The sequence below is a fragment of the Pelosinus sp. IPA-1 genome (assembly GCF_030269905.1).
Classification (GTDB): Bacteria; Bacillota; Negativicutes; order DSM-13327; family DSM-13327; genus Pelosinus.
Genome location: NZ_BSVC01000010.1, coordinates 148,931 through 172,493, shown reverse-complemented (window position 1 = coordinate 172,493; position 23,563 = coordinate 148,931). Strand labels below are relative to the sequence as shown.

The following is a 23,563-nucleotide window of genomic DNA, read 5'->3' as shown; positions in this document are numbered from 1 at the left end:
TATATGATTATGGTTAGAGCAATTGTTAGACCCGATAAAAAAGAAGTGGTTCTTGATGAGCTTTCTAGCGCTGGGTTTCATGCTGCTACTGTAGTGGATGTTGTAGGTCGCGGTAAACAAAAGGGTATTAAGTTTGGCGATGTTGTATATGATGAAATTCCTAAGAGTCTCATTATGTTAGTGATTAATGATGAAGATAAAGATGATGTATTGGATGTTATTCTCCGCCATGCTAAGACTGGTGAAGAAGGCGCTTTTGGCGATGGGAAAATATTTATTAGTTCTACGGATGAAGTATATACCGTTTCCAGCGGCATTGCTGGGCTATAAGGAGATGGTGTTATGAAAGAAATTATAGCCGTAGTAAGGATGAATAAGGTCAGTGCTACAAAAAAGGCACTAGTACAAGTGGGGGCTGCTGGTTTTACAGCCTTGAAGGTCATGGGGCGGGGCAGATTGGTAGAGGATAAAGCTATCATTGCTGAACGTAGAGCAACCTTATTAGCGTTGGCTCAGAAAGATGATCAGAATACGGATAAGATGATAACTGAATTTCTAGACGGGACCCGTTTATTTCCCCGGAGAATGTTTACCGTTTTAGCCCATGACCAAGATGTCCCAAAGATTGTCAATGCTATCATTGACGCCAATAAAACAGAGTACAATGTTGGCGATGGAAAAATCTTTGTATTACCAGTGCTTGATGCGGTTCGGGTTAGAACTAAAGAATCAGGAGATGCGGCAATTTAGTGCGATTATAGTGAGAGTGTATTCAGATTTGTATGAGATAGACAACGAAGTCTTCCATAAGTGTCTGTGATGCAGCGTTGATATGTTGTGAAAACAATCAATCGGATTAAGCAAACTGCTTGTATAGGTGAAGGATTATGCCATTAAATAAAGGAGGAACCAATCATGCCATATCATAAATTTAAATGTAGCGAGTGTATCCCTGAAAGGGAAAAACACGCTGTTGTAAAAGGTCCTGGTGAGGATATAACGTCGGCTCTTCCTCTTGGATACCTTAACACCATTCCAGGGTCAATCTCAGAACGGGGCTGCGCCTATTGCGGAGCAAAACATGTTATCGGTACACCGATGAAAGATGTTATTCATATGAGTCATGGACCAGTCGGATGTACTTATGATACCTGGCAAACCAAACGTTATATTAGCGATAACGATAATTTTCAGCTCAAATATACCTATGCCACCGATATGAAGGAAAAGCATATCATATTTGGTGCTGAAAAACTGCTGAAGCAAAACATTATTGAGGCTTTTAAAGCATTTCCCAATATCAAACGGATGACTCTCTACCAAACTTGTGCTTCCGCGCTGATTGGCGATGATATTAATGCCGTTGCGGCAGAAGTGATGGAAGAAATGCCCGAAGTGGATATCTTCGTCTGCAATTCTCCTGGCTTCGGGGGACCGAGCCAGTCAGGGGGACATCATAAAATTAATATTGCCTGGATTAATCAAAAGGTAGGGAATGTGGAACCTAAAATCACCAGTGATTACGTTATCAATTATGTGGGTGAGTACAACATTCAGGGTGATCAGGAGGTCATGGTGGACTATTTCAGAAGAATGGGTATTCAGGTTCTTTCCACCTTTACGGGCAATGGATCCTATGACGATCTCAGGTCAATGCATCGAGCACATCTTAACGTACTGGAATGTGCCCGTTCGGCCGAGTACATCTGCAATGAGCTTAAAGTAAGATATGGTACGCCCCGGCTTGATATTGACGGATTTGGCTTTGAAGCATTGGCGTCATCCCTCAGAAAAGTTGGTTTATTCTTCGGCATTGAAGACAGAGCACAAGCGATTATTGATGAAGAAACTGCCAGATGGAAACCAGAACTGGATTGGTATAAGGAACGTTTAAAAGGTAAAAAAGTATGTCTCTGGCCAGGTGGTTCCAAGTTATGGCACTGGGCCCATGCAATCCATGCTGAGATGGGTGTCGAGGTTGTCTCCGTATATACGAAATTTGGTCACCAAGGTGATATGGAAAAGGGCATTGCCCGCTGTGAAGAAGGTGCCCTTGCTATCGATGATCCCAATGAATTAGAAGCACTGGAAGCTTTGGAAATCTTGAAGCCTGATATTATATTCACCGGGAAGCGTCCTGGTGAAGTTGCTAAAAAACTTCGGGTTCCTTACCTCAATGCCCATGCGTACCATAATGGTCCATATAAAGGTTTTGAAGGCTGGGTAAGATTTGCCCGGGATATCTACAATGGAATTTATTCCCCCATTCATCAGCTTTCCTTTGTGGATATCAGCAAAGATGAAATACCTACCGAGACAAATTTCTTAACACAAAAGATGATTTCCGATGTGAATTTAAGTGAAGAAATAACTTTTTCCAAGGATTTGCGGGAATATACGGGTAACTATGAAACCATTACGGCATTGCGTAACAAGACGTATCCAGATTTCCCAGCGAAAAAAAAACTCTCGGCGGTGTAAGGGAGGATAGTTATGGAGGATATGATGAAAGACAGAGTTGAACAACTAGTAGATTATATTATGAAAAATTGTTTGTGGCAGTTTCACTCCCGTGCCTGGGATAGAGAAAAGCAAAACGAGGGTATCCTGACTAAGACCATGCAGATATTATGCGAAGAACCTGTTGAAAAAGAAACTCCTACGGATAAAGTGTATTGGGTAGATGCGGTATGTTTGGCGGATGCTTTTAAAGAGCGTTATTCCTGGTTGACTACGTTAGACAAAGGTGAAATTAAGCTGCTTATGCAGGGACTGAAAGACCGCATGGATTACTTAACCATAACGGGATCCCTGAATGCCGAGCTTACCGACCCTCACTATTAAAGAGTACAAATAAAAACTGTGCCGTCACGGCGGACGCAAAATAAACAAAGAAGAAAAGGAGTATTTCTATGCATTGTGAAGTGAAAAACAAAGAGCGTGCCGGCGTTATCAATCCAATATTAACATGCCAGCCTTGTGGCGCGCAGTATGCCAGTATAGGAATAAAGGAATGTATTGGGATCGTTCATGGAGGGCAGGGCTGCGTTATGTTCGTCCGCCTGCTGTTCTCCCAGCATTTCAAGGAGAGTTTTGAGATTGCGTCCTCTTCTCTGCATGAAGATGGTGCAGTGTTTGGTGCTACTCATCGTGTAGAAGAAGCAGTCGATGTGCTTTTGATGCGATATCCTCATGTGAAAGTAATACCCATTATTTCCACCTGTTCGACGGAGGTTATCGGTGATGATATTGATGGTGTTGTATTAAAGCTGAATAATGGACTTTTGAAAGAAAAATATGCTGGTCGGGAAGTTCATCTGATTCCCATTCATTCACCCAGCTTTAAGGGAAGCATGGTAAGCGGCTATGATGTTGCAGTGAAGGATATTGTAAGTCATTTTGCCAAGAAAGATCAACCAAACGGAAAAATTAACCTGTTAACGGGATGGGTTAATCCTGGAGACGTAACAGCACTCAAACACCTTTTAGCAGAAATGCAGGTAGATGCGACGGTTCTGTTCGAAATCGAGAGCTTCGACTCCCCTCTTATGCCAGACGGCAATGCTGTATCCTATGGTAACACGACGATTGAGGATCTGACAGGAACGGCAAATGCTCTGGGAACGATTGCGCTAAACAGGTATGAAGGCGGCCAAGCCGCTAAATATCTGGAAAACGAATTCGATATTCCTACCATTATTGGGCCGACTCCCATCGGCATTCGAAACACGGATATCTTTCTTCAGAACGTGAAGAAGATGACCGGCAAGCCAATACCTGAGCCTCTGGTTCGTGAGCGAGGCATAGCTATTGATGCCCTGACTGATCTTACTCATATGTTTTTTGCTGATAAGAAAGTCGCTATCTACGGGAATGCTGATCTGGTCGTCGGTCTTGCAGAGTTTTGTCTTGATCTGGAGATGAAACCAATGCTGCTGCTGCTAGGAGATGATAACACGTCTTATCCTAACGATCCCCGCATTAAAGCGCTGCAGGAAAATGTTGCATTTGATATGGAAATCATTATGAATGCGGATTTGTGGGAACTGGAAAACCGGATTAAGAACGAGGGACTTGAGCTGGATCTGATTCTCGGTCATTCTAAGGGGCGGTTTATCTCGATCGATTACAATATTCCCATGGTGCGCGTAGGCTTCCCCACTTACGACCGTGCGGGACTGCATCGTCATCCAGTCGTTGGCTACACAGGAGCCACGTGGCTAGCCGAAGAGATGGCAAATACGCTGTTTACTGATATGGAGTACAAGAAGAACAAGGAATGGGTTCTCAATGTTTGGTAAGCGCATGAAATGATTGACTGTAATCTTATAGGATTCTGCCAGTTCCTGATGATGATCAGGTTCTGGCAGAACCATTATAGAAGAAGTTTGAGGTGAAGAATATGGATTGCCCAGGTTCAACGTCGGATACCAAAATGCAAATGGCTGCTGCTTTGTTGGAAAAAAACCAGAAGCATCCCTGTTACTCTTTTGACGCTCATCAAAAATTTGCCAGGATGCATCTGCCTGTTGCGCCTTACTGTAATATTAGCTGCAATTATTGTAATCGTAAATTTGATTGTGTAAATGAGAGTCGTCCAGGTGTAACTAGTGAAATACTTACGCCACAGGCGGCTAAAAAGAAATATGACAGAGTAAGTGCAACGGTTGAAAAGCTTAGTGTGGTAGGAATTGCAGGGCCTGGGGATGCTTTAGCGGATTGGGAAAATACGCGGGAGACGATACGCTTAATTCGCGAGGAAAACCCGCAAATTGTTTTTTGTCTTTCAACAAACGGGCTGCTATTGCCAGAATATGCCCAGGAAATTGTGGAGCTTGGTGTAACTCATGTGACAGTAACGGTAAATTGTTTAGATCCTGTTATTGGGGCGAAGGTCTATAAGCATATTAACTATAAAGGACAGCATTATGAAGGGGAAGCGGGCGTAAAAATTCTGATTGAAAATCAATTAACTGGCATTCAAAAACTCACAAGCCAGGGAATCGTCGTAAAAATTAATATTGTCATGTTAAAAGGCATCAATGATCTCCATATCCCAGAAGTCGTTAAGAAGATGAAGGAACTTGGTGTTTATATTACCAATATTATGCCGCTGATTCCAGCCCCGGGCAGTGTTTTTGAAAGCTTTCCCCAAACTACCATGAAAGATGTCAATGAAATGAGAAATTCCTGTGAATTAGATGTCATGCAGATGCGCCACTGCAAGCAATGCCGTGCGGATGCCATTGGACTGCTTGGCGCGGATCGTTCCCAAGAATTTCGGGATAATGAGTCACCACTTACACCTTTGCCAGCAAGTGTTGAACAAGGGGTACAGGAAAAGAAAATGAAGGTGGCTGTAACTTCTAAACAAGGGAAATTAGTTAACCTGCATTTCGGTCATGCCACAGAATTTTTGATTTATGAAATAGCTGGTACAGGAATTTCCCTTACGGAAACCCGTCAAGTTGATAAATACTGTTTAGGAATGGATGATTGTGAGGAAGAGCAGTTACGCCGCGAGGCATTAATTGATACCATTGCTGACTGTGATGCAGTACTTACCATGCGTATCGGTTATCATGCCCAGCAGAAACTTCTGGAACGTGGCATTGTCAGTGTAGAATATTGTGATACCGTTGAGCAAGGATTACTGTTTGCACAACAGCAACTCTCATAGAAGGGGAGCATTTAAAAAATAGGCGGGAGAGTGATAGAAATGAAACAAATGGTTATGGTGGTTGATCAGACGATAAACGAAGCATTGCGCTTAGGTACACCGATAGCTGCTATTGAGCTGATGATACCACTTTTAAAGAAATATTCAATAGAAACGGTAGATGTATCATTGCATCATTTGCAAAGAAGTGGTACTAGTTTAGAACAGTCCCTTTTACTACCTTTGTTGCGTTGTAAAACTCACTCCTCCTTAGAAGAAATAGCAGAAGCAAAACAGATGGGGTTTACAAGGTTAATCATTACCTGGTGTCATCAGCCTTTGCATCCATCAATGGATCAGCTTGCAGATGCATTAGCTGCAGCCCAAGAATTTGCGCAGGAAGTATATGTATGCATTGAAAATGCTGCAGAACTTTCTACTTCTGAACTAACGCTTTATTGGTCCCTGCTAGTTCGGTATCAAGTGAAACGCTTGATTTATCAAGATATAGGAAGTGCTCTAGAGCCGTTTGGCGTTTATCGCAAATTAGAAAAATTGCAGCGGACGATACCTTGTCCTATGGAATTTCATGGGCATAATGCTTACGGATTAGCCAGCGCTAATAGTCTAGCAGCCCTCAGGTCGGGAGTTCAATATGTAGCAGCAGCCGTCAGTGGTGTCGGATCGCCAAATCATGCTGCTATGGAAGAAGTCTTAATGGTGGTCAAACATTTATGGAAACAGGAACAAATGCCGTCTGGAATTTCCTTAACAGCGGATTGCATACAGATATTGTCGTATATGGGAGTACAGTTACCTGTGGATAAGGCTTTAATTGGTCGCGATGTATTCGCCCATGAATCAGGAATACATGTTGATGGTATTACTAAAAATCCTTTACTCTATGAAGTCATAGAGCCGGAAGAAGTCGGGCAAACACGGCAATTGGTAATTGGTAAACATTCTGGGACGGCTTCTCTTAGGATTAAATTCTTGCAGTGGAATTTAGACCTAAGTCAGACAGAAGCGCTGCATATGCTGGAAAAAGTAAGGAGAATTGCTTCCATGCAAAAAAGCCCATTATCTGATTTGCAACTGCATCAATTATATTGGCACAGAGATGAACTACAAAACAGTCAGATTAGTTAATGGCTTATGAAGGTAGGGAGGCGCTTATTGTGGATCATAAGACCAGATTTCAAATTGTCGATACAACCTTTCGTGATGGTGAACAATCGGCTGGTGTTGTTTTTTCTACAGAAGAAAAAATAACTATGGCGATTGCACTTGACCGGGCTGGTGTTTCCTGGATTGAGGCTGGTACTCCAGCCATGGGGCAAGAAGAACAGGAAACCTTGCGTACTCTTTTGGCTTTGCCTTTGCACGCAACCTTGATTGCCTGGAATCGAGCGGATTTGGCAGATATTCGTGCATCCTTGTCCTGTGGGTTTTCTTGTATTCATATTTCTTTGCCTGTGTCTGATCTGCATATTGACTACAAACTAAAAAAGGATCGGAAATGGGTTATTAATCAATTAAAAACGGCGTTGCAGTTAGTTCAAAGTTATGGTTGTGATTTCACTGTAGGGGCAGAAGACACTTCCAGGGCTGATCCAGAATTTTTCTTGCGTTTTGCGGATGTCGCTGCTCAGTTTGGGGCTATGAGGATACGGTTTGCCGATACGGTAGGCTGTCTAGATCCTTTCATGACTTTCGATCGTTTGCAAAACTTAGTTAGTCGATGTTCCCTGCCGATCGAGTTTCATGGTCATAATGATTTTGGTTTGGCGACAGCAAATACGTTAGCTGCCTTTCAGGCTGGAGCTGAATTTGCAAGTGTTACGTTAGCAGGAATTGGTGAACGGGCGGGAAATGCATCATTAGAGGAGGTTGTGGCTTCCTTAGAAAAATTTTATGGCTATCATTGTGGCGTTGAGTCAGGTGCTTTAGGTTCATTAGCGGAGTTAGTAGCAAAAGCAAGTAACAGGCCTTTATTTCCTTATCGTCCCGTGGTAGGATCAATCTGTCGCATGATTATGTAGTGAGTATGAGGGAGAGTAGTATCTTCATGATGATTGAAGAGTGTAATCTTCAACTTTTATTAAGTTTTCAAAAAGAGGAGAAAAATAATGAAGACAATTGCTCACCATTATTTCGCCTATGGTTCTAATATGAATTTGGCGCAAATGCAGCAGCGATGTTTGAACCCAAAGGTAGTTGGCATTGCTCGTTTGCCTGGTTATAGAGTTGAATTTTATGGATATTCTGCCATTTGGGACGGAGCGCAGGAAACGGTAGTTACTGATCCCAATTCGGAAGTTTGGGGTGTATTATACGAGCTGCAGTTCTTTGATCGCGAGCAACTGGATATGTATGTAGATGCTCGTTTTGATGGTACAGGACAGTATTTTCACTATCCACTGGATGTAATTGATAGTGAGCAAAGAGCAATCGATGCTGTGATTTATAAAAAAGATAAAGGCGGCGAGGAGACGCCTCCTAGCAGCGAATATTTAAATTTCATTATACAAAGCGCAAAAGAACAAGGCTTGCCAGAAGGGTATATAGCTCTATTGCAGAATAGGATAACAAAACCTGCTGCTTATGCAGTGCCCCTCGTGAGAAAATCGAAGTTTAGTTATATGAACGTAACTTGTGGCGATTGTGGTGAATAGGATTCCCTTTAAAATTAGTTTTGAAAGGATCGTAATAAGTATGAGACTCCACTATTTACAGCATGTTCCATTTGAAAATCCCGGCAGCATTCTAATATGGGCAAAGGACAATGATCATGTTATAACCAATACGCAATTATATCAAAATGGCCCTCTTCCCCAGCAGCAGGATTTTGATTGGCTTGTGGTTATGGGGGGGCCGATGAACATCTATGAAGAAGATCAATATCCATGGCTTGCCGCTGAAAAGACATTCATTGGGGAAGCCATTGCATCTGGTAAAGTAATTATTGGTCTATGTCTCGGAGGTCAATTGATTGCCGATTGTATAGGCGGCAAAGTAACCCAAAATCCTTATAAGGAAATTGGCTGGTTTCCTGTCCATTTGAGTGAGGCGGCCAGGTTATCACCACTATTTTCATTTTTCCCTGAGCAGCCAGTTGTATTTCAGTGGCATGGCGACACGTTCAGTGTTCTGCCAGAAGATGCTGAGTGTATAGCCCAAAGCCAAGCTTGCAAACATCAGGCCTTCATTTATAAAAAAAGAGTATTTGGGTTTCAATATCATATGGAGAACACGCCTTCCATCATTGAAGGCCTCGTAGAAAATTGCCGAGACGAAATGGTACCGGATATTTATGTGCAGGCACCGGAAGAACTCTTGACTCATCCTGAATACATTGAGCAAAATAATATGTGGATGAATCAGTTTCTTACGCAATTAGAGAAAATGTACAGAGAGGGGGAGCTATGATGCATCAGGTTAGTTATACCAAGAGAAATTGCACAGATCAAAGTAAAATTGAAACGTTTCTTTCACGAGAAAGAACAGGCGTGCTTGCAATGGTAAGTGATGGTTTGCCCTACGCCGTGCCAGTTAATTATGTATGGTACAATGGCTCTATTTACTTTCATGGCATGGGGTCAGGTAAAAAGGTAACGATCCTTTCCCAAAAGCCGCCCGTTTCGTTCACAGTCTATAAAGAACACGGCACTGTGACCGATCCGGTGCCTTGTCATGCCGATACCTCCTATATGAGTGTAATGCTTTTCGGTACCGCTGAAAAAGTGACTGATTATGAAGAGGCTGCCACAGTTCTCCAGGAATTGCTGGAGAAATTTATGCCAAAGTATTACGATCATCCTTTAACCAGTACTTTGATTGAGAAGTATCGTTCTGGAATGGATGGGAATGGGGTTTTGGTGTATCGACTGACACCACAGGAAATGACGGCCAAAGAGAACACGGTGGAAACAGATCAATTGTTTAACCCAAAAGCGCAGTAATTCATGATAAATTCTTTGCTATTGTCAGATCTGTTATTTAGAAGGAAAGAAAAGAATAACGATTTAACCGCAGAGGCGCAGAGTACGCTGAGGAATTTTTAATTCTATCTATTTTTCTCTGTGTTCTCTGCGCCTCTGTGGTTAAAACATTGATTTCTTTTTTTATTTATATAGAAAAGCTAACAATTTACGATCTAGTAGAATGTTAGCTTTTCTAATAAATAAAATAAATAGATTGAATGCGATGTAACATATATGTATAATAAAGCTATATCAAAGTATAATGTTTTATGTACAACGACGTACCGACTAAGGTGTATTTATGCGCCTCGAGTCGGTTTTTATTTTAAACTCGTATCAATTAGTTTTAAATGGCATCAACTTAAAAGCAAAATGGCTATAGTAACAAATAATATGTTGTAAAAATGCTAGGAGGGAACGGCGTGGAACGGATACAGCTTACTATGACAATTGGTGAAATTATAAAGATTTATCCTGAAACGCGAGAGGTATTTATTAATAATGGATTTTCCATTTTCGCCGATGATACAGTCATAAAGCAGTTAGGAGTGGTTTTAAAATTAAAAACGGCTTTAAAGAGTAAGGGCATAAATCCAGCACCATTTATCTTGTTATTAGAAGAAAAAATTGCCGAAAGACAAGGATATAAAAAGCTAGAGACTACTGTGCTTGAAAATAGTTCGAAGCATTTAAATATGTTGTCTTTACTGCCTTGTCCCTTAAAAGTTCCTATGCAGAGTGAATTGAAACTTTTTTTAGATTATTTGCGAGAAGAAAAAAAACTGCCGCTAAATTATTGTATTGAATCTTTCTTTAATGATCATCTCGATTACGAAGATTATCTAGAGTATTTTGAAGAGGCTGATGAAATACCTGATATCATCATGACTGCTGGCTATAGTTTTTTTTATAAAAATTTCATGGAGCGGTTTGTTGCGAAAGGAGTCTTCGCCGATGTAATAAACCGTCCTATAAATTCTCGCCTAGCCGAAAGTGGTATTATTGATCCTGATGGTCATTTTAGTGTGATCGCGATTAATATTCTAGTTATGGCAGTGGATGAAAATCGTCTCGGAGACGCTCCCATGCCCCAATCATGGGGTGATTTGTTAAAGCCTGTTTATGAAAATAAAGTGGTGATGCGGGGGCATGGCGATATTTTCTGCGATGTTGTACAAATGAATTATTATAAAGATTATGGGGAAACTGGTGTTGAACAATTAGGACGTTCGGTTAAATATGGTTTACATCCGGCGCAAATGATAAAAGAGTTAACTAGTAATCGTAGTGATGTACCGCCTATTCATATTATGCCTTACTTCTTTTACAAAACAATGAAGGAATGTAAAAATATAAAGGTAATATGGCCAGAAGAAGGGGCGCTGAGTTATCCCGTCTCTGTGTTGATAAAAAAGGATAAAATGCAAGAGCTGCAAGAGTTGACGGATTATTTGATGGGGCCTGAGATTGGGAGGATTTGTTCTGATGCACATTTTCCTGCTGTGCACGTTGATGTAAAAAATACGCTTCCTGAAAAGGCAAATTTAAAGTGGTTAGGCTGGGACTTTATAAAGAACCATGATATGAAAGTTCTCGTGGAAACAATGAATGATAAGTTTATGAGTGTCTATCGTCGTGGAGGAAAGAAAATATGCAGTTAATAACCGTTGCAGGACCGCCTTCAGCAGGGAAAACCTCAGTAATAATAAAAATTATTGAAGCTCTTCAAGATGAAAAACTGAAAGTGGGGGTGGTGAAATTTGATTGCCTATCTACCCAAGATCAGATTTTATATCAAAAAAAGGGCATTGAAGCAAAGATCGGTCTGTCGGGGAATATTTGTCCAGATCATTTTTTTGTGAGTAATATCCAGGATTGCTTGGCGTGGGCGCAAAAAAATAAATTGGATTTGTTAATTACGGAAAGTGCCGGTTTATGTAATCGGTGTTCTCCTCATATTCGTAATGTCATGGCAGTATGTGTGATTGATAATTTGAGCGGCGTAAACACTCCGAGGAAAGTGGGCCCTATGCTTAAATTAGCTGATATAGTTATTATTACAAAAGGGGATATTGTTTCCCAGGCCGAACGGGAAGTATTTGCCTTTCGAGTAAAACAGGCAAATCCAAGTGCTATGATTGTTCATGTAAATGGTATTACAGGTCAAGGGGCTCGGGAAGTTGGTCAGATGTTTAAAAAATCTGAAAGTGTGGAAAGTCTTACGGATTATCATTTAAGATTTTCTATGCCAGCAGCTACCTGTTCCTATTGTTTAGGGCAAACCCGCATTGGTCAAAACTTTCAGATGGGCAATGTACGTAAAATGGATCTGAGTTGAAGAGATAGATAATAACGGACTTATGTTACTAGGAAGGTGGGAGTGCCATGTGGGATAGTCTAAGCCTAATGACATTGAAACAATTATTTAGTAAGTACCCCTATGCGATGGACTTTTTTTCCTCACTACCGAATCTTCAGCAAAGTGAAGAATGTTCTGTTGCTCAATATTTTGCTGCGATAGAGGAAGATGCGCTACAGGATTTAGGGATAGGACGCCAAGAATTACTGGATCAATTTCTTTTGTTTATGATACAAATGGAGAAATTAAAAGAAGATAAGATCAAAATCCAGTCAATTACTATCTTAGGCGGCAATGACAAGTATGGAAAATCAGAAGAGATAGAACTGACAATACAGGCAGGGGAAATTGTCTGCATTGTGGGGCCTACTGGTTCTGGCAAGAGCAGATTACTTGCCGATATTGAATGGGTGGCACAAGAAGATACACCCACGAATCGCAAAATACTGATAAATGGGCAGTTGCCTGATATGAAATGCCGTTATTCTGTTGAACATAAGTTGGTAGCCCAGCTTTCGCAAAATATGAATTTTATTATGGATCTAACAGTAGACGAATTTGTCAGTATGCATGCAGAAAGTAGGATGTTGGAGAATATAGAAGAAATAAAAAGTCATATTATCGCCAAAGCCAATGAATTGGCAGGAGAACAATTTACACCAGATACACCTATTACATCGTTAAGTGGAGGGCAATCTCGGGCCTTAATGATTGCCGATACGGCCTATTTAAGTTCATCACCGATTGTCTTGATTGATGAAATTGAAAATGCAGGTATTGATCGTCAAAAGGCCTTACGATTATTGATTGATAAACAAAAAATTGTACTCATGGCAACTCATGACCCCATATTGGCATTGATGGGGGATAAAAGGATTGTGATTAAAAATGGCGGTATCTGTAGGGTCATTGAAACCTCCGAGAAAGAACGAGAAAATCTAGTGACATTGACTAGAATAGATCAAAAAATGCTGGCGATTCGGGAATTGTTACGTAGTGGTGGACAAATTGACAACATTTTATTGGACATACAGATAACATAGAATGTATTTTATATAGCTAACTATGTGAAAATATAAAATGATGATAAAGTTTGTATCCAAGAGCTTAGCTCTTTGTGCAAAATTATAATAAGAGAGGGGATATTACTATGAAAATCAGCGGTAGAAACAAATTGCAAGGTATTGTCAAAGAGGTAGTAAAAGGCACTGTAATGGCCAAAGTTGTAGTTGACTATAAAGGTGATGAAATTGTCGCTACTATCACTACGGATTCAATTGATGATTTAGGATTAAAAGTCGGAGATGAAGTCACTGCATTGATCAAGTCCACAGAAGTTATGATCATAAAATAATACTCCTACATAACAAAGAAGAAGGCGATTATAAAAAACGCCTTCTTCTTTGTTATGTTAGAAAGTAAATGATTTGTTAAAAAGACGAGAATAAATGATGAACCGCAGAGGCGCAGAGAACGCTGAGGGGGATTTTATAACTCTATCTTTTCTCTGTGTCCTCTGCGCCTCTGTGGTTAAAAAAATATGTGTTAATGTTTTTCTCTTATTATGGATTAATAAAAATATTGAAAAGAACTTCTTGTCGTTTTACCATTGCTATTCATGTACCAGGAGGGTGGTGGCTCTGAAACCTGCTGTCCTTGATGAAGAAAAATTACTTCGCTACCGAGGGCTTGGGCTTCTTCTGGTGAATGGGTAACAAGTATAAATGGAATATTCCAGATTTCTTGCAACTTTTTTAATTCATCTTGTAATTCATAACGACTTTGGGCATCGAGTGCCGATAAAGGTTCATCTAACAAAAGAATCTGTGGTTCAGCCATTAATGCACGAGCCATAGCCACCCGTTGTTTTTCTCCGCCAGATAATTGGACTATTGTTCGATGGGGTAAATGCTCAATTCTTAATAGGGTAATGAGTTTTTCATACAAATCAGTTGCTTGCTGGCTATGTGTTTTCACTCCATACCAAATATTATGTTTTACATTCATATGAGGAAATAGTGCAAAGTCCTGAAACATATAGCTGACATTCCTACTTCTAGGTGGTAAATGAGTTGCTGCTTTCGAAGAATAAAAAACAGTTTTATTAGATACAATGCTACCTTCATCTGGTTTCATTAAGCCTGCTATACAACGCAAGATGGTTGTTTTGCCACAGCCGGAAGGACCGAATAAAACAAGGGTTTTATTCGGAGCAGTAAATGAGATGTCTAAAGTGAAGTCAGATAATTTTTTCTTTATATCTACTGTTAGCATAGAATACCCCTTCCTATTGCTGTCTCAGCTAATGTGTTTTTCCTTTCCAATGATTCAGACCGAAAATAATAGAAAAGGTGAGTACACTAATGATGATTACATACATCCCTGCAGTTACTAGATCATTTGATTCTGTTGCGAAGTAAATCGCCAAGGGGATAGTCTGGGTTTTACCAGGAATATTACCGGCAATCATAATCGTAGCACCAAATTCTCCTAAGGTTCTTGCAAAGGATAATACCAAGCCGGATACAAGACCTGGCCAAGATAATGGGATCGTTACTGTCCAAAATACCCGCCACTCGCTAGCACCTAGAGTACGAGCGGCATCTTCCAGGGTTTTATCAATACCCTCAAAAGCTGCCTTGGTACTTTGATACATCAATGGAAAGGAGACAACAGTACCAGCGAGAACGGCGGCAGATTGGGTAAATATAATCTGCATATTGAAATATTTTGTTAATAGGATACCCACTGGTCCTTGTTTGCCAACTAAGACTAATAGTAAAAAACCAATGACTACAGGAGGTAAAACTAAGGGCAGAGTAAAAAATGATTCTAAAGCTGCTTTACCTGGAATATCTATACTTCTCATCACATAAGCCGATAATACTCCAAGAAAAAATACAAATAGTACTGAAATAGAAGCAACCTTGATGGAGAGAATAACGGGTTGCCATTCAACCATATTTTTCACCTGCGCCATCTTTTATATTTATAGAATAAAAACGCACTAAAGATGTGCATAAATCAAGATCTCTATAAGGCTACATTCCTATACTGTACCGCTTTTATAAGATCCTGACAATTCAAATAATCAGTGCGTTAACTACATATTATTTGCTCATGGTAAAACCGTATTTTTCAAATATAGCCTTACATTCAGGAGTGCTTAGATAGGTGAGGAAATCTTCAGCGGCTTTCTGTTGTTTGGTTCCTGACAAAATAGCAATGGGATATAAGATTGGTTGGTGAGAACCTTCCGGCGCGGTAGCTACAATTTTTACTTTGTCACTAGATGCGGCATCCGTTTTATAAACGATGCCAGCTTCTACATTGCCTGTTTCCACATAAGTCAAAACAGTGCGAACATCTTTTGCGAGAACGGCTTTATTTTGTATTTTATCCCAAATCCCTAACTTCTTTAGGACTTCTTGTGCGTATTGCCCGGCTGGTACAGATGCTGTTTCACCGATACTTAGTTTTTGAACTTCATCCTTTGTTAAATCTTCATATTTTGTGATATTGAGAGTCGATGCTGTAGGTACAATAATAACCAGTTTGTTTTCTACCAAATTCTTGCGAGTAGCTTTATTCACTAGATTTTTTTCTTCTAAATCATTCATTTGTTTTGGAGCCGCAGAGATGAAAATATCAGCGGGAGCACCTTGCTCAATTTGCTTTTGGAGAGCACCTGATGCTCCGAGGTTATAAACTAGTTTTATATTGGAATTTTTCGCCTCATAATTTTTTTGGATTTCAGCAAGGGCATCTTTTAAACTGACGGCTGCAGATACGTTTAACTCAACTTTTTGTGGCGGTGTGGCTGGAGCTGCTGATTTTTCGCCACCGCACCCTGTAGTCATGGCAGCTACTATTAGCAGGGCTGCCATTAAAAATACTAGTAAACGACTTTTCAATTAAATTGCCTCCTCTGTTTTTTATTAATTAGTATACTTTATAAAGAAGACTTGATTCAGATGGAGTTTTAACTCCATCTGAATCTTAGTCGCACTTATCCAGGGACTTAGCCGCTCTTAACTCCTACTTATAGAAGATGGGAGTCTTAGAGCGGTTTAGTCATCGGATAAAAAAAACAACTAACATAGCTCAACAGAACTAGATTAGTTGATACAACTTTGTATCTCAATTTAAAATAAGGTCAATTGCTGCGTAGAATTAAATAGACAGAATAAGTGCTAACTTATAACTAAAATACTACAAAAGGATACTAGAGTCAATAAAAAAGTCTTCATTTTATAAAATAAATGCATTGAATTATACGTTGTATAGATGTATAATGCGGTTAAGTTGAGTTTGATAGTGTTTGGTTATGGATAACCAATTGTGTGTACAAAGAAGTACCGGCTGGATCGTTTATGACGTTCTCAGCCGGTACTTCTTTTTGGGAGGAGGATTTTATATTTACAGTTCTGCGATGATATCACCCATTCGTGATACATCATAGCCTCCCATGCCTGCGATTTCATTGCGAAATGCAGGAGAACGCAATATGGACAACAAGGCTTGGAAGTGAGGTTTGTCTAAATCATGCCGCAACATAACTAAATCATATCGTTCTTTTTGTAGAGGAATAAATTCTACATTTTGTACTTGCATTGCTGCCTTTTCAATACCTAACCCTACGTCAGCCTCGCCGCGGGCGACCAAACTGGCGATAGCCAGATGGCTGGTTTCTTCCTGGTCATAGTTTGGAATGGATCTTGGATCAAGGTTAAGCTGTTGGAACTTTTCATCAAGCAGTACTCTGGCACCCGAGCCGCGTTCTCTGTTAATGAACCGAATATCAGATCGTAGCAAATCTGGCCAGTCCTTGATATTTTTAGGGTTGCCAGGAGCTACATAAAATCCTTCTTGGCGATAGACTAAATTAATAATGAGTGCCCTTTGGCCTGGTAGCAGGTGACGTACATAAGGAGTGTTGTACTCTCCCGTATCTCCGTCCCAAAGGTGAGTTGTAATCAAATTGGCTGTACCACGGTATAAAGCAATCAAGCCATCCATACTACCATTAAAGCAACGTAAAGAGCGAACTTGAGGCATCTTTTTTTCGAGATGACGAGTTAACACATCTAAAACAGCATCTTGTCCATAAATAATTAAACCATCTTGAGCAGTAGAAGAGACGTTAGCAGTTTGAGTGACGACTGGTGATTCTATTACATTTATACCTTTTGCATTTTTCATATACTTCTCTAGATCGGATGCTTCTATACGTAGTTTGCGTCCGATATGGTAAGCTGTCAAATCGCCGCGCTTGATAAATTCATAGACGGTGAAACGTGAAATTTTAAGAATTTTAGCCACTTCTTCTGGGGTGTAAGCTATAGTGTTTGACATTACTATCACCTCATGGTTACTTGATTATTCTGTGTACAGCATAACGTATTTTTCTGGATTTAACAACGGGACAATCTCTAAATACATCACATTTTAAAAAAGGAGATTTATAGTCAATTGAAAATTGGTGTCGCAGGGGGAATCCAAGCAGCTCGCATTAAAGAATTTGCAAAACATGTGGATCTTATTGTTCTAAGTTCTGTATTATACGCTGCGCCATTGGATTTTACCTGTAAGATAGAACAAATCAAAAATGGAAAGGGGTTATGATTATGAAAAGTAAGTATAGTTTTTTAATATGTTTATTTTTACTTTTATCGTTTTTCTCAGTTGTACAGGCTGCCGAAAACCCTCAAAGAACAGAGGTCATTGTATTCCATGCAGGCAGTTTAAATGGACCTTTTCAAAAAATTGCTAATGCTTATGAAGCCATTCATCCAGAAATCAAGGTAGTATTAGAAGGTAGCGGTAGTCGTGAAGCTGCCCGCAAAGTAACAGAATTGAACAGGCCCTGTGATATTGTCGCCTCAGCAGACTATGAAACCATTGATACGTTAATGAAGCCGGAATTTGCCAAGTTTAATGTGTTTTTTGCTAGAAACAAGGCTGTCCTAGTGTATACGGATAAAAGCAAATATGGTAATGAAATTAATGAAGAGAATTGGTATGAGATCTTAGCTAGACCAGATGTAGAATATGGTCACACAGATCCCAATTTAGATCCAGGTGGTTATCGAGCCGTCTTGTCGCTGCAATTGGCCGAAAAATATTATCAATTACCTGGTTTATACCAACGACTCGAAAATAACTTTCATCCTACTAATATTGTGAATGATGGCAAAGTAATTCAAGAAAAACTTCATGCAGGTCAATTAGATTATTTCTTTATGTATGAATCCTCAGCGAAACAAGGCGGTTATCACTATGTGAAGTTACCAGAGCAACTAGACTTTTCATCTTTAGAGTATGCAGGTTATTATCAGCAAGCTGTTTTAAAACTTACTGGCAAGGCAGAGGGATCTTTTGTCGAGGTAAAAGGACAACCGATTATTTATGGCTTAACCTTAGTAAATAATGCACCTCATCGTAAAGAAGCATTAGAATTTTTAGAGTTCCTTTTGACGGATGGACAAGAGTTTATGAATACAGCAGGATTTATTCCCATCAATCCACCACAAGTCCGGGAAGATGAGATGCTTTTTCTGCCAGTAGAGCTTCAACATGTAGTGAAAGGGTTGTAGAGTATCCTAGGAAGCAGAGGAAACTTTACAATACTTAAAAAATGCCAATGGTCAATAAATACGGATTTGTGTCTATTACACTAAAAAAATATAGTTAAATGATTCTTAATGATCCCTACTTATAGGGATCATTTTTATATCACTCTCAGCTATGCTATTATATGTATAACGATAGACAAACTACTGCAGGCTAACGATAAGATAATTTGAGGAAAATGAGGTTGTACATCATATGGATGGTCAGAATATTGAGAAGTATATTTTTAGTAAGGAAATAGCAAAAGCGTTAAAGGAGTTAGGGTATGAGACACTTACTAGGGTTCAGGAAGAGGTAATACCCTTGGCTCTTGCAGAGAAGGATATCGTAGTGAGCTCTCAGACTGGTAGTGGTAAAACAGCTGCCTTTGCCATTCCCGTTTGTGAAAAAATAATAATCGAGCAAAAAAATCCTCAGGTATTGGTTCTTACACCAACTAGGGAATTGGCAGTACAAGTAAAACAGGAGATTTCCAATATAGGAAGGTTTAAAAGAATCAGGTGTGCCGTTGTTTTTGGTAGACAACCAATGGAAGTACAAAAAAGAGAATTAAGGCAAAGAGTACATATTATTGTTGGTACTCCAGGAAGAACCTTAGATCACATTGAAAGAAAAAATATGAATCTAGAAGAAGTGCAGTATCTGATTATTGATGAAGCAGACAAAATGCTGGATATGGGCTTTATCGAGCAGGTGGAAGCTATCCTAACAGTATTGCCTCTCAGCAGGGTCACCATGTTATTTTCTGCTACCATGCCAGATAAGATTCAGGAAATATGCAAAAAATACATGAAGAATCCGATAAAGATAGAAGTTGATGCAGAAAATCCGAGTGTAAAAAGCATTGAGCAAGTTTATTATGAAGTAGAAGAAAATGATAAGTTTGATCTATTTACGAACCTAATTTATGTTGAAAGACCGGATAGTTGTATTGTCTTTTGCAATACAAGGGACAAGGTAGAAAATCTTTTTGCAAAGATGGAACAAAAAGGTTATTCTTGTGGAAGCTTGCATGGGGGAATGGAACAAAGAGATCGCTTGCACTCCATTCAAGATTTTAAAAGAGGAGAGTACCGATTTCTGATTGCGACGGATGTGGCAGCAAGAGGGATTCATATAGATGATATATCTCTTGTGGTTAACTTTGATATGCCGCAGGATAATGAAAGCTATGTTCATAGAATTGGCAGAACAGGGCGGGCTGGGAATATAGGTAGGGCTATTTCTTTTGTAACTGGGAATGAATATAGGATTTTGCGTGAAATAGAGGAATATGTAGAATATAAGATACCAAAACAAGAATTTCCGAATAGGGAAGACGTGGCAGCAGGAAAATTGATGTTTAATCAACATGCTGAAATTGGGCCTACGTTAAAATTTGATAAAAGCGAAGCATTAAATCGCCAGATTACTAGACTTAGGATAAATGCAGGAAAAAAGACGAAGATGCGACCAGGAGATATACTAGGAGCGCTTACTACCATTTCGGGAATTAGCGGAGGCGATATTGGCATTATTGATGTCCAAGATACCTGCTCCTATGTTGAGATCCTTGGAGATAAAGGAGATCTTGTCATAGACGGGCTCCAAGAAACAAAGATAAAAGGCAAGGTACATAAGGTAAAAGAAGTAGGTTTTTCTAGTATATAATCCATATAAACTGGGTAAGAGGCAAAAGTTGAGAGGAAAAGGATACAAAAATGAGTGATAGCGGATTAACAGAGAAACGATTTGCTGAAATTATTGCAGAGAATGGCGGACGTGTTTTTAGAGTTGGGGGTTGTGTTCGGGATAGTTTTATGGGAGTGATCCCTAAGGATATTGATTTTTGCGTAGTGGGAATGGTTAAGAAAAATTTTAAGGAACTGTTTCCTGAAGCTAAGGAATGTGGAAAGTCTTTTCCTGTATTTCACATGGGGATTGATGGCATAAAGCGGGAAGTAGCTTTTGCGAGAACAGAACGAAAAGAGGGAAGCGGATACAAAGGTTTTAAAGTGTCAGCTAAGCCCAAAATAACCATTGAAGAAGATCTTTTTCGGCGTGATACTACAGTCAATTCCATCGCTCAGGATAGTTTGACGGGAGAGATTATTGATCCTTTTCACGGGATACAGGATATCAAACATAAGGTCTTACGAGCGACAAGTCAACACTTTTCCGATGATCCTATGCGAGCTTTGAGGCTGGCTGGACAATCTGCCCGTTTTGGTTTTAGCATCGATAAAGAGACCTTACAGCTTGCCACTAAGACCGCTGAAGAACTTGCACAAGAGCCTGTAGAGCGGGTGCTTAGTGAATTTACAAAGGTTTTAGCAGAAGCTCAGCAACCAGGGGAATTTTTCAAGGTTCTAGCAGAGGCTTTTTTGCTACAGGTTACATTTAAAGAAATAGCAGCGTTATCTATTACAGAGTTTGAAAAAGCAATCAACATGCTAGATTTAGTAGCAGGCGTAACACATAATCCGAAACTAAGATTTGCATCATTAGGCTTAGTGCTGGACAAGAAGAGCTTAGTTTTATGGAATAATAGGATGACATTACCTGGTGATTGGCTGGATGCGGCGATTACTGTCAGTGAAATTATAGGCATTTTAGATAATCCAACTCCTAGTCAGATTGTAGATATAATTACTAAATTAAGACGTGGTTCTCTTGCAATAGAGGAATACGACCTCATTGTTAATGCTGCAGGATTAATAAATCTAAAACTAGGACCGCTGAGAGCGGCAATGGTCTTGCCTAAAGGAGAAGTGGTTCCTAAAACCTTGCAAGGTAAAGAAATTGGAGAATGGTTAAGACAGAAGCATGTAGAAGCCATTTCAAGACAACTAAATATTAAATAGTTAGTTAAAAATTGCTCTGAAATGATAATTTCGGAGCAATTTTTATTAAGTGATGTTTAAAAAAGCAATTAGTAACTTTAATTACTTTAGTTACTTTAATGAATTTAGTTATTTTAATTACAGAGTCGTTTTTATAATTGGATTAACTAGTAAATTATTCCTATGGCTTATATCATTTAAAGTAAATAAAATGTCAAAAAATCATAAATATAACAATATAAAAAGGACTTTTGTCTTGATGTGGAGAAAAATGTAAAATAGCCAGAAGTAGTAATATAAGGAAATCTTTTTTGTAAATATTATAATATAAGGTGGGGTAATTTATGCGACTAACGATTGGCAAACAAATTCTATTGGTGTGCATGACAATTGTGCTAGCCTTTACAGGGCTAAGTGTGTTTACCTACTACAAAATTGACAATGTACAAGACGGCTACGATGGTGTATTAAAAAGAAGCGTTCCTCTAGTAGTTGAGATTAAGGATCTTAACATTGAGCTAAACAATCAAGCATCTCAAGTTCGTGGTTTTATATTAACAGCAGATCCTAAATATGTTCAAGGTTATGAAACATCAAGAAAAAAAATGGAGGATACCTTATCCAGCTTGGAAAAGAAATTGATTACACCAGAGGGGAAAGAGAAAGTAGCTGGCCTTAGAGCATCATTGGCTGAGTATCATAAGGTTTCAGATCAAGGAATTCTTGCTCGGAAAACGATTGGGCAGGAGGAAGCTCTGAAATCCGTAGCTGCAGCGGGCGGGAAAATAGAAACTGCTGAAAAAAACATGAATGATACAGTGAAATTTTTAGCGGAGCGTATGGATTTACGTGTAAAAGAAAATGGGGAAGCTGTGGATCATATGCAGGCAATAGTTGGGATACTGGATGTTATTATTTTTATTTTAGCCTGCGCTGCTGCATTGATTTTAGCAAGACGTATATCGAGGCCTCTAAGTCAGGTAGCAGTATCGGCTCAAAACATTGCCAATGGTGATTTAAGCCTAGTGAAGATTACATATGTTGGTAAGGATGAAATTGGAGATATGGTACAATCCTTTACTGCAATGACAGAGAATCTGCGTAAGGTGATAAGCCAAGTAGCAAAGTCGGCGGAACAAGTGGCGGCAGCTAGTGAGGAATTAACTGCAAGTTCAGAGCAGTCGGCACAAGCAGCAGGTCAAGTTGCGGAAACAGTTACGAACGTAGCTACTGGTGCATCGGGTCAACTTTTCGCCGTTGAGGAAACAATCTCTGTTGTGCAGGAGATGGCAACCGCGATTGACAATATTGCCAGTAATGCAAAAAATGTCTCTACTAATTCCGGGGAGACTGCTGAAGCTGCGAATGCTGGTGGTGAGGCAGTCGGACAAGCTGTAGCTCAAATGCAATTAATTAAAGAATCGGTTGCCCAAGCTGCCCAAGTGGTTCAGCAACTGGGAGCAAGCTCTCAACAAATCGGAGAAATTGTAGATGTAATTAGCGGTATTGCAGGACAAACAAATTTATTAGCACTTAATGCTGCGATTGAGGCAGCAAGGGCCGGTGAGCAAGGGCGAGGGTTTGCTGTGGTGGCTGATGAAGTAAGAAAATTAGCTGAACAGTCCCATGAAGCAGCGCAGAAAATTGCTATTATTATTCGTGAAATTCAATCTAATACAAGTGCAGCCGTAACAACCATGAATCAGGGAACGAATGAGGTAGCCAAGGGAACGGAGGTTATTACTGCAACTGGTGAACGATTCAATTTTATTACAGGCTTGGTAGAGCAGCTTAATCGTCAAATCCAAGAAATTGGCTCAGCTGCAGAAGTCTTATCCGCTTCTAGTGGTCAGGTTGTTCATTCTGTAGACAGCGTGAAAACCGTAGCTGCTGAAACGGCAGGAGATACCCAAACCATTTCTGCAGCAACCGAAGAACAATCTGCTTCCATGGAAGAGATTGCGTCTTCCAGCCAAGCATTAGCCAACATGGCGGCTGAACTGCAGGTAATTGTGTCCCAATTCCGATTATAGATAGGCGAGTATATAATACCTATGTAGGCACTTTTCCTATAAGGAAGAGTGCCTACATTTTTAGATTTAACTCA

At 39.8% G+C, this 23,563-nt stretch carries 24 protein-coding genes; 20 read left to right on the top strand and 4 right to left on the bottom strand.

All coding sequences use genetic code 11. The features are described 5' to 3' along the window. The first annotated feature begins 3 nt into the window (after nt 1-3). From QSJ81_RS22190 to QSJ81_RS22120, 15 genes are all read left to right on the top strand, one after another. Nucleotides 4-330, top strand: a complete 327-nt coding sequence (locus QSJ81_RS22190) for a P-II family nitrogen regulator (protein WP_285719531.1) — start codon at nt 4-6, stop codon at nt 328-330. A gap of 12 nt (nt 331-342) precedes the next feature. Further along, the gene (locus QSJ81_RS22185) at nt 343-750 is read left to right on the top strand and encodes a P-II family nitrogen regulator (RefSeq protein WP_285719530.1); all 408 of its coding nucleotides are present in this window, start codon (nt 343-345) and stop codon (nt 748-750) included. Between the two features lie 165 nt (nt 751-915). Further along, nucleotides 916-2,481, top strand: a complete 1,566-nt coding sequence (gene anfD / locus QSJ81_RS22180; RefSeq protein WP_285719529.1) for a nitrogenase iron-iron protein, alpha chain — start codon at nt 916-918, stop codon at nt 2,479-2,481. 12 nt (nt 2,482-2,493) lie between these two features. After that, nucleotides 2,494-2,844 carry a Fe-only nitrogenase subunit delta gene (gene anfG / locus QSJ81_RS22175; protein WP_285719528.1) on the top strand — a complete coding sequence of 117 codons (351 nt, stop codon included), beginning with the start codon at nt 2,494-2,496 and terminating at the stop codon, nt 2,842-2,844. A gap of 68 nt (nt 2,845-2,912) precedes the next feature. Continuing rightward, on the top strand, nt 2,913-4,301 hold the full coding sequence (anfK, locus tag QSJ81_RS22170; protein ID WP_285719527.1) for a Fe-only nitrogenase subunit beta: 1,389 nt from the start codon (nt 2,913-2,915) through the stop codon (nt 4,299-4,301). 101 nt (nt 4,302-4,402) lie between these two features. After that, complete coding sequence (gene nifB / locus QSJ81_RS22165) at nt 4,403-5,680, top strand: nitrogenase cofactor biosynthesis protein NifB (protein WP_285719539.1); 1,278 nt, start codon at nt 4,403-4,405, stop codon at nt 5,678-5,680. A gap of 39 nt (nt 5,681-5,719) precedes the next feature. Then, nucleotides 5,720-6,808, top strand: a complete 1,089-nt coding sequence (locus tag QSJ81_RS22160; RefSeq protein ID WP_285719526.1) for a homocitrate synthase/isopropylmalate synthase family protein — start codon at nt 5,720-5,722, stop codon at nt 6,806-6,808. A 29-nt stretch (nt 6,809-6,837) separates the two neighbouring features. Beyond that, nucleotides 6,838-7,701, top strand: coding sequence for a hydroxymethylglutaryl-CoA lyase-like TIM-barrel protein (locus tag QSJ81_RS22155; protein ID WP_285719525.1), 864 nt, complete (start codon nt 6,838-6,840; stop codon nt 7,699-7,701). Nucleotides 7,702-7,788: 87 nt separating this feature from the next. Further along, complete coding sequence (locus QSJ81_RS22150) at nt 7,789-8,334, top strand: gamma-glutamylcyclotransferase family protein (protein ID WP_285719524.1); 546 nt, start codon at nt 7,789-7,791, stop codon at nt 8,332-8,334. A gap of 40 nt (nt 8,335-8,374) precedes the next feature. Further along, nucleotides 8,375-9,088, top strand: coding sequence for a type 1 glutamine amidotransferase (locus QSJ81_RS22145; protein ID WP_285719523.1), 714 nt, complete (start codon nt 8,375-8,377; stop codon nt 9,086-9,088). Continuing rightward, nucleotides 9,085-9,621, top strand: coding sequence for a pyridoxamine 5'-phosphate oxidase family protein (locus QSJ81_RS22140; protein ID WP_285719522.1), 537 nt, complete (start codon nt 9,085-9,087; stop codon nt 9,619-9,621). Before QSJ81_RS22145 ends, QSJ81_RS22140 begins: the two co-directional genes overlap by 4 nt. A gap of 443 nt (nt 9,622-10,064) precedes the next feature. Beyond that, nucleotides 10,065-11,303, top strand: coding sequence for an ABC transporter substrate-binding protein (locus QSJ81_RS22135; protein WP_285719521.1), 1,239 nt, complete (start codon nt 10,065-10,067; stop codon nt 11,301-11,303). Further along, entirely contained in the window at nt 11,294-11,980 is a 687-nt protein-coding gene (locus tag QSJ81_RS22130) for a GTP-binding protein (RefSeq protein ID WP_285719520.1), read from the top strand. Before QSJ81_RS22135 ends, QSJ81_RS22130 begins: the two co-directional genes overlap by 10 nt. A gap of 47 nt (nt 11,981-12,027) precedes the next feature. After that, on the top strand, nt 12,028-13,044 hold the full coding sequence (locus QSJ81_RS22125) for an ATP-binding cassette domain-containing protein (protein WP_285719519.1): 1,017 nt from the start codon (nt 12,028-12,030) through the stop codon (nt 13,042-13,044). Nucleotides 13,045-13,151: 107 nt separating this feature from the next. Then, nucleotides 13,152-13,355, top strand: coding sequence for a TOBE domain-containing protein (locus QSJ81_RS22120; protein WP_285719518.1), 204 nt, complete (start codon nt 13,152-13,154; stop codon nt 13,353-13,355). Nucleotides 13,356-13,570: 215 nt separating this feature from the next. Here the strand turns inward: QSJ81_RS22120 and QSJ81_RS22115 are convergent, their stop codons facing one another. The 4 genes from QSJ81_RS22115 to QSJ81_RS22100 form a co-directional block, all read right to left on the bottom strand. Then, a complete protein-coding gene (locus tag QSJ81_RS22115) occupies nt 13,571-14,275 on the bottom strand; it encodes an ATP-binding cassette domain-containing protein (RefSeq protein ID WP_285719517.1) in 705 nt (234 codons plus the stop codon). A gap of 28 nt (nt 14,276-14,303) precedes the next feature. Continuing rightward, a complete protein-coding gene (gene modB, locus QSJ81_RS22110) occupies nt 14,304-14,963 on the bottom strand; it encodes a molybdate ABC transporter permease subunit (protein WP_038673492.1) in 660 nt (219 codons plus the stop codon). 148 nt (nt 14,964-15,111) lie between these two features. Beyond that, nucleotides 15,112-15,915, bottom strand: a complete 804-nt coding sequence (gene modA, locus QSJ81_RS22105) for a molybdate ABC transporter substrate-binding protein (RefSeq protein ID WP_285719516.1) — start codon at nt 15,913-15,915, stop codon at nt 15,112-15,114. A gap of 505 nt (nt 15,916-16,420) precedes the next feature. Further along, entirely contained in the window at nt 16,421-17,356 is a 936-nt protein-coding gene (locus QSJ81_RS22100; RefSeq protein ID WP_285719515.1) for a helix-turn-helix transcriptional regulator, read from the bottom strand. Nucleotides 17,357-17,473: 117 nt separating this feature from the next. Between QSJ81_RS22100 and QSJ81_RS22095 the strand changes: the two genes are divergently transcribed. The 5 genes from QSJ81_RS22095 (at nt 17,474) to QSJ81_RS22075 (ending at nt 23,489) form a co-directional block, all read left to right on the top strand. After that, nucleotides 17,474-17,626, top strand: coding sequence for a hypothetical protein (locus QSJ81_RS22095; RefSeq protein ID WP_285719514.1), 153 nt, complete (start codon nt 17,474-17,476; stop codon nt 17,624-17,626). A 2-nt stretch (nt 17,627-17,628) separates the two neighbouring features. Beyond that, nucleotides 17,629-18,597 carry an extracellular solute-binding protein gene (locus QSJ81_RS22090; protein ID WP_285719513.1) on the top strand — a complete coding sequence of 323 codons (969 nt, stop codon included), beginning with the start codon at nt 17,629-17,631 and terminating at the stop codon, nt 18,595-18,597. Nucleotides 18,598-18,829: 232 nt separating this feature from the next. Further along, nucleotides 18,830-20,284, top strand: a complete 1,455-nt coding sequence (locus QSJ81_RS22085) for a DEAD/DEAH box helicase (protein WP_285719512.1) — start codon at nt 18,830-18,832, stop codon at nt 20,282-20,284. Between the two features lie 50 nt (nt 20,285-20,334). Further along, entirely contained in the window at nt 20,335-21,477 is a 1,143-nt protein-coding gene (locus QSJ81_RS22080; protein WP_285719511.1) for a CCA tRNA nucleotidyltransferase, read from the top strand. Nucleotides 21,478-21,800: 323 nt separating this feature from the next. After that, nucleotides 21,801-23,489, top strand: a complete 1,689-nt coding sequence (locus QSJ81_RS22075) for a methyl-accepting chemotaxis protein (protein WP_285719510.1) — start codon at nt 21,801-21,803, stop codon at nt 23,487-23,489. Nucleotides 23,490-23,563: the final 74 nt, after the last annotated feature.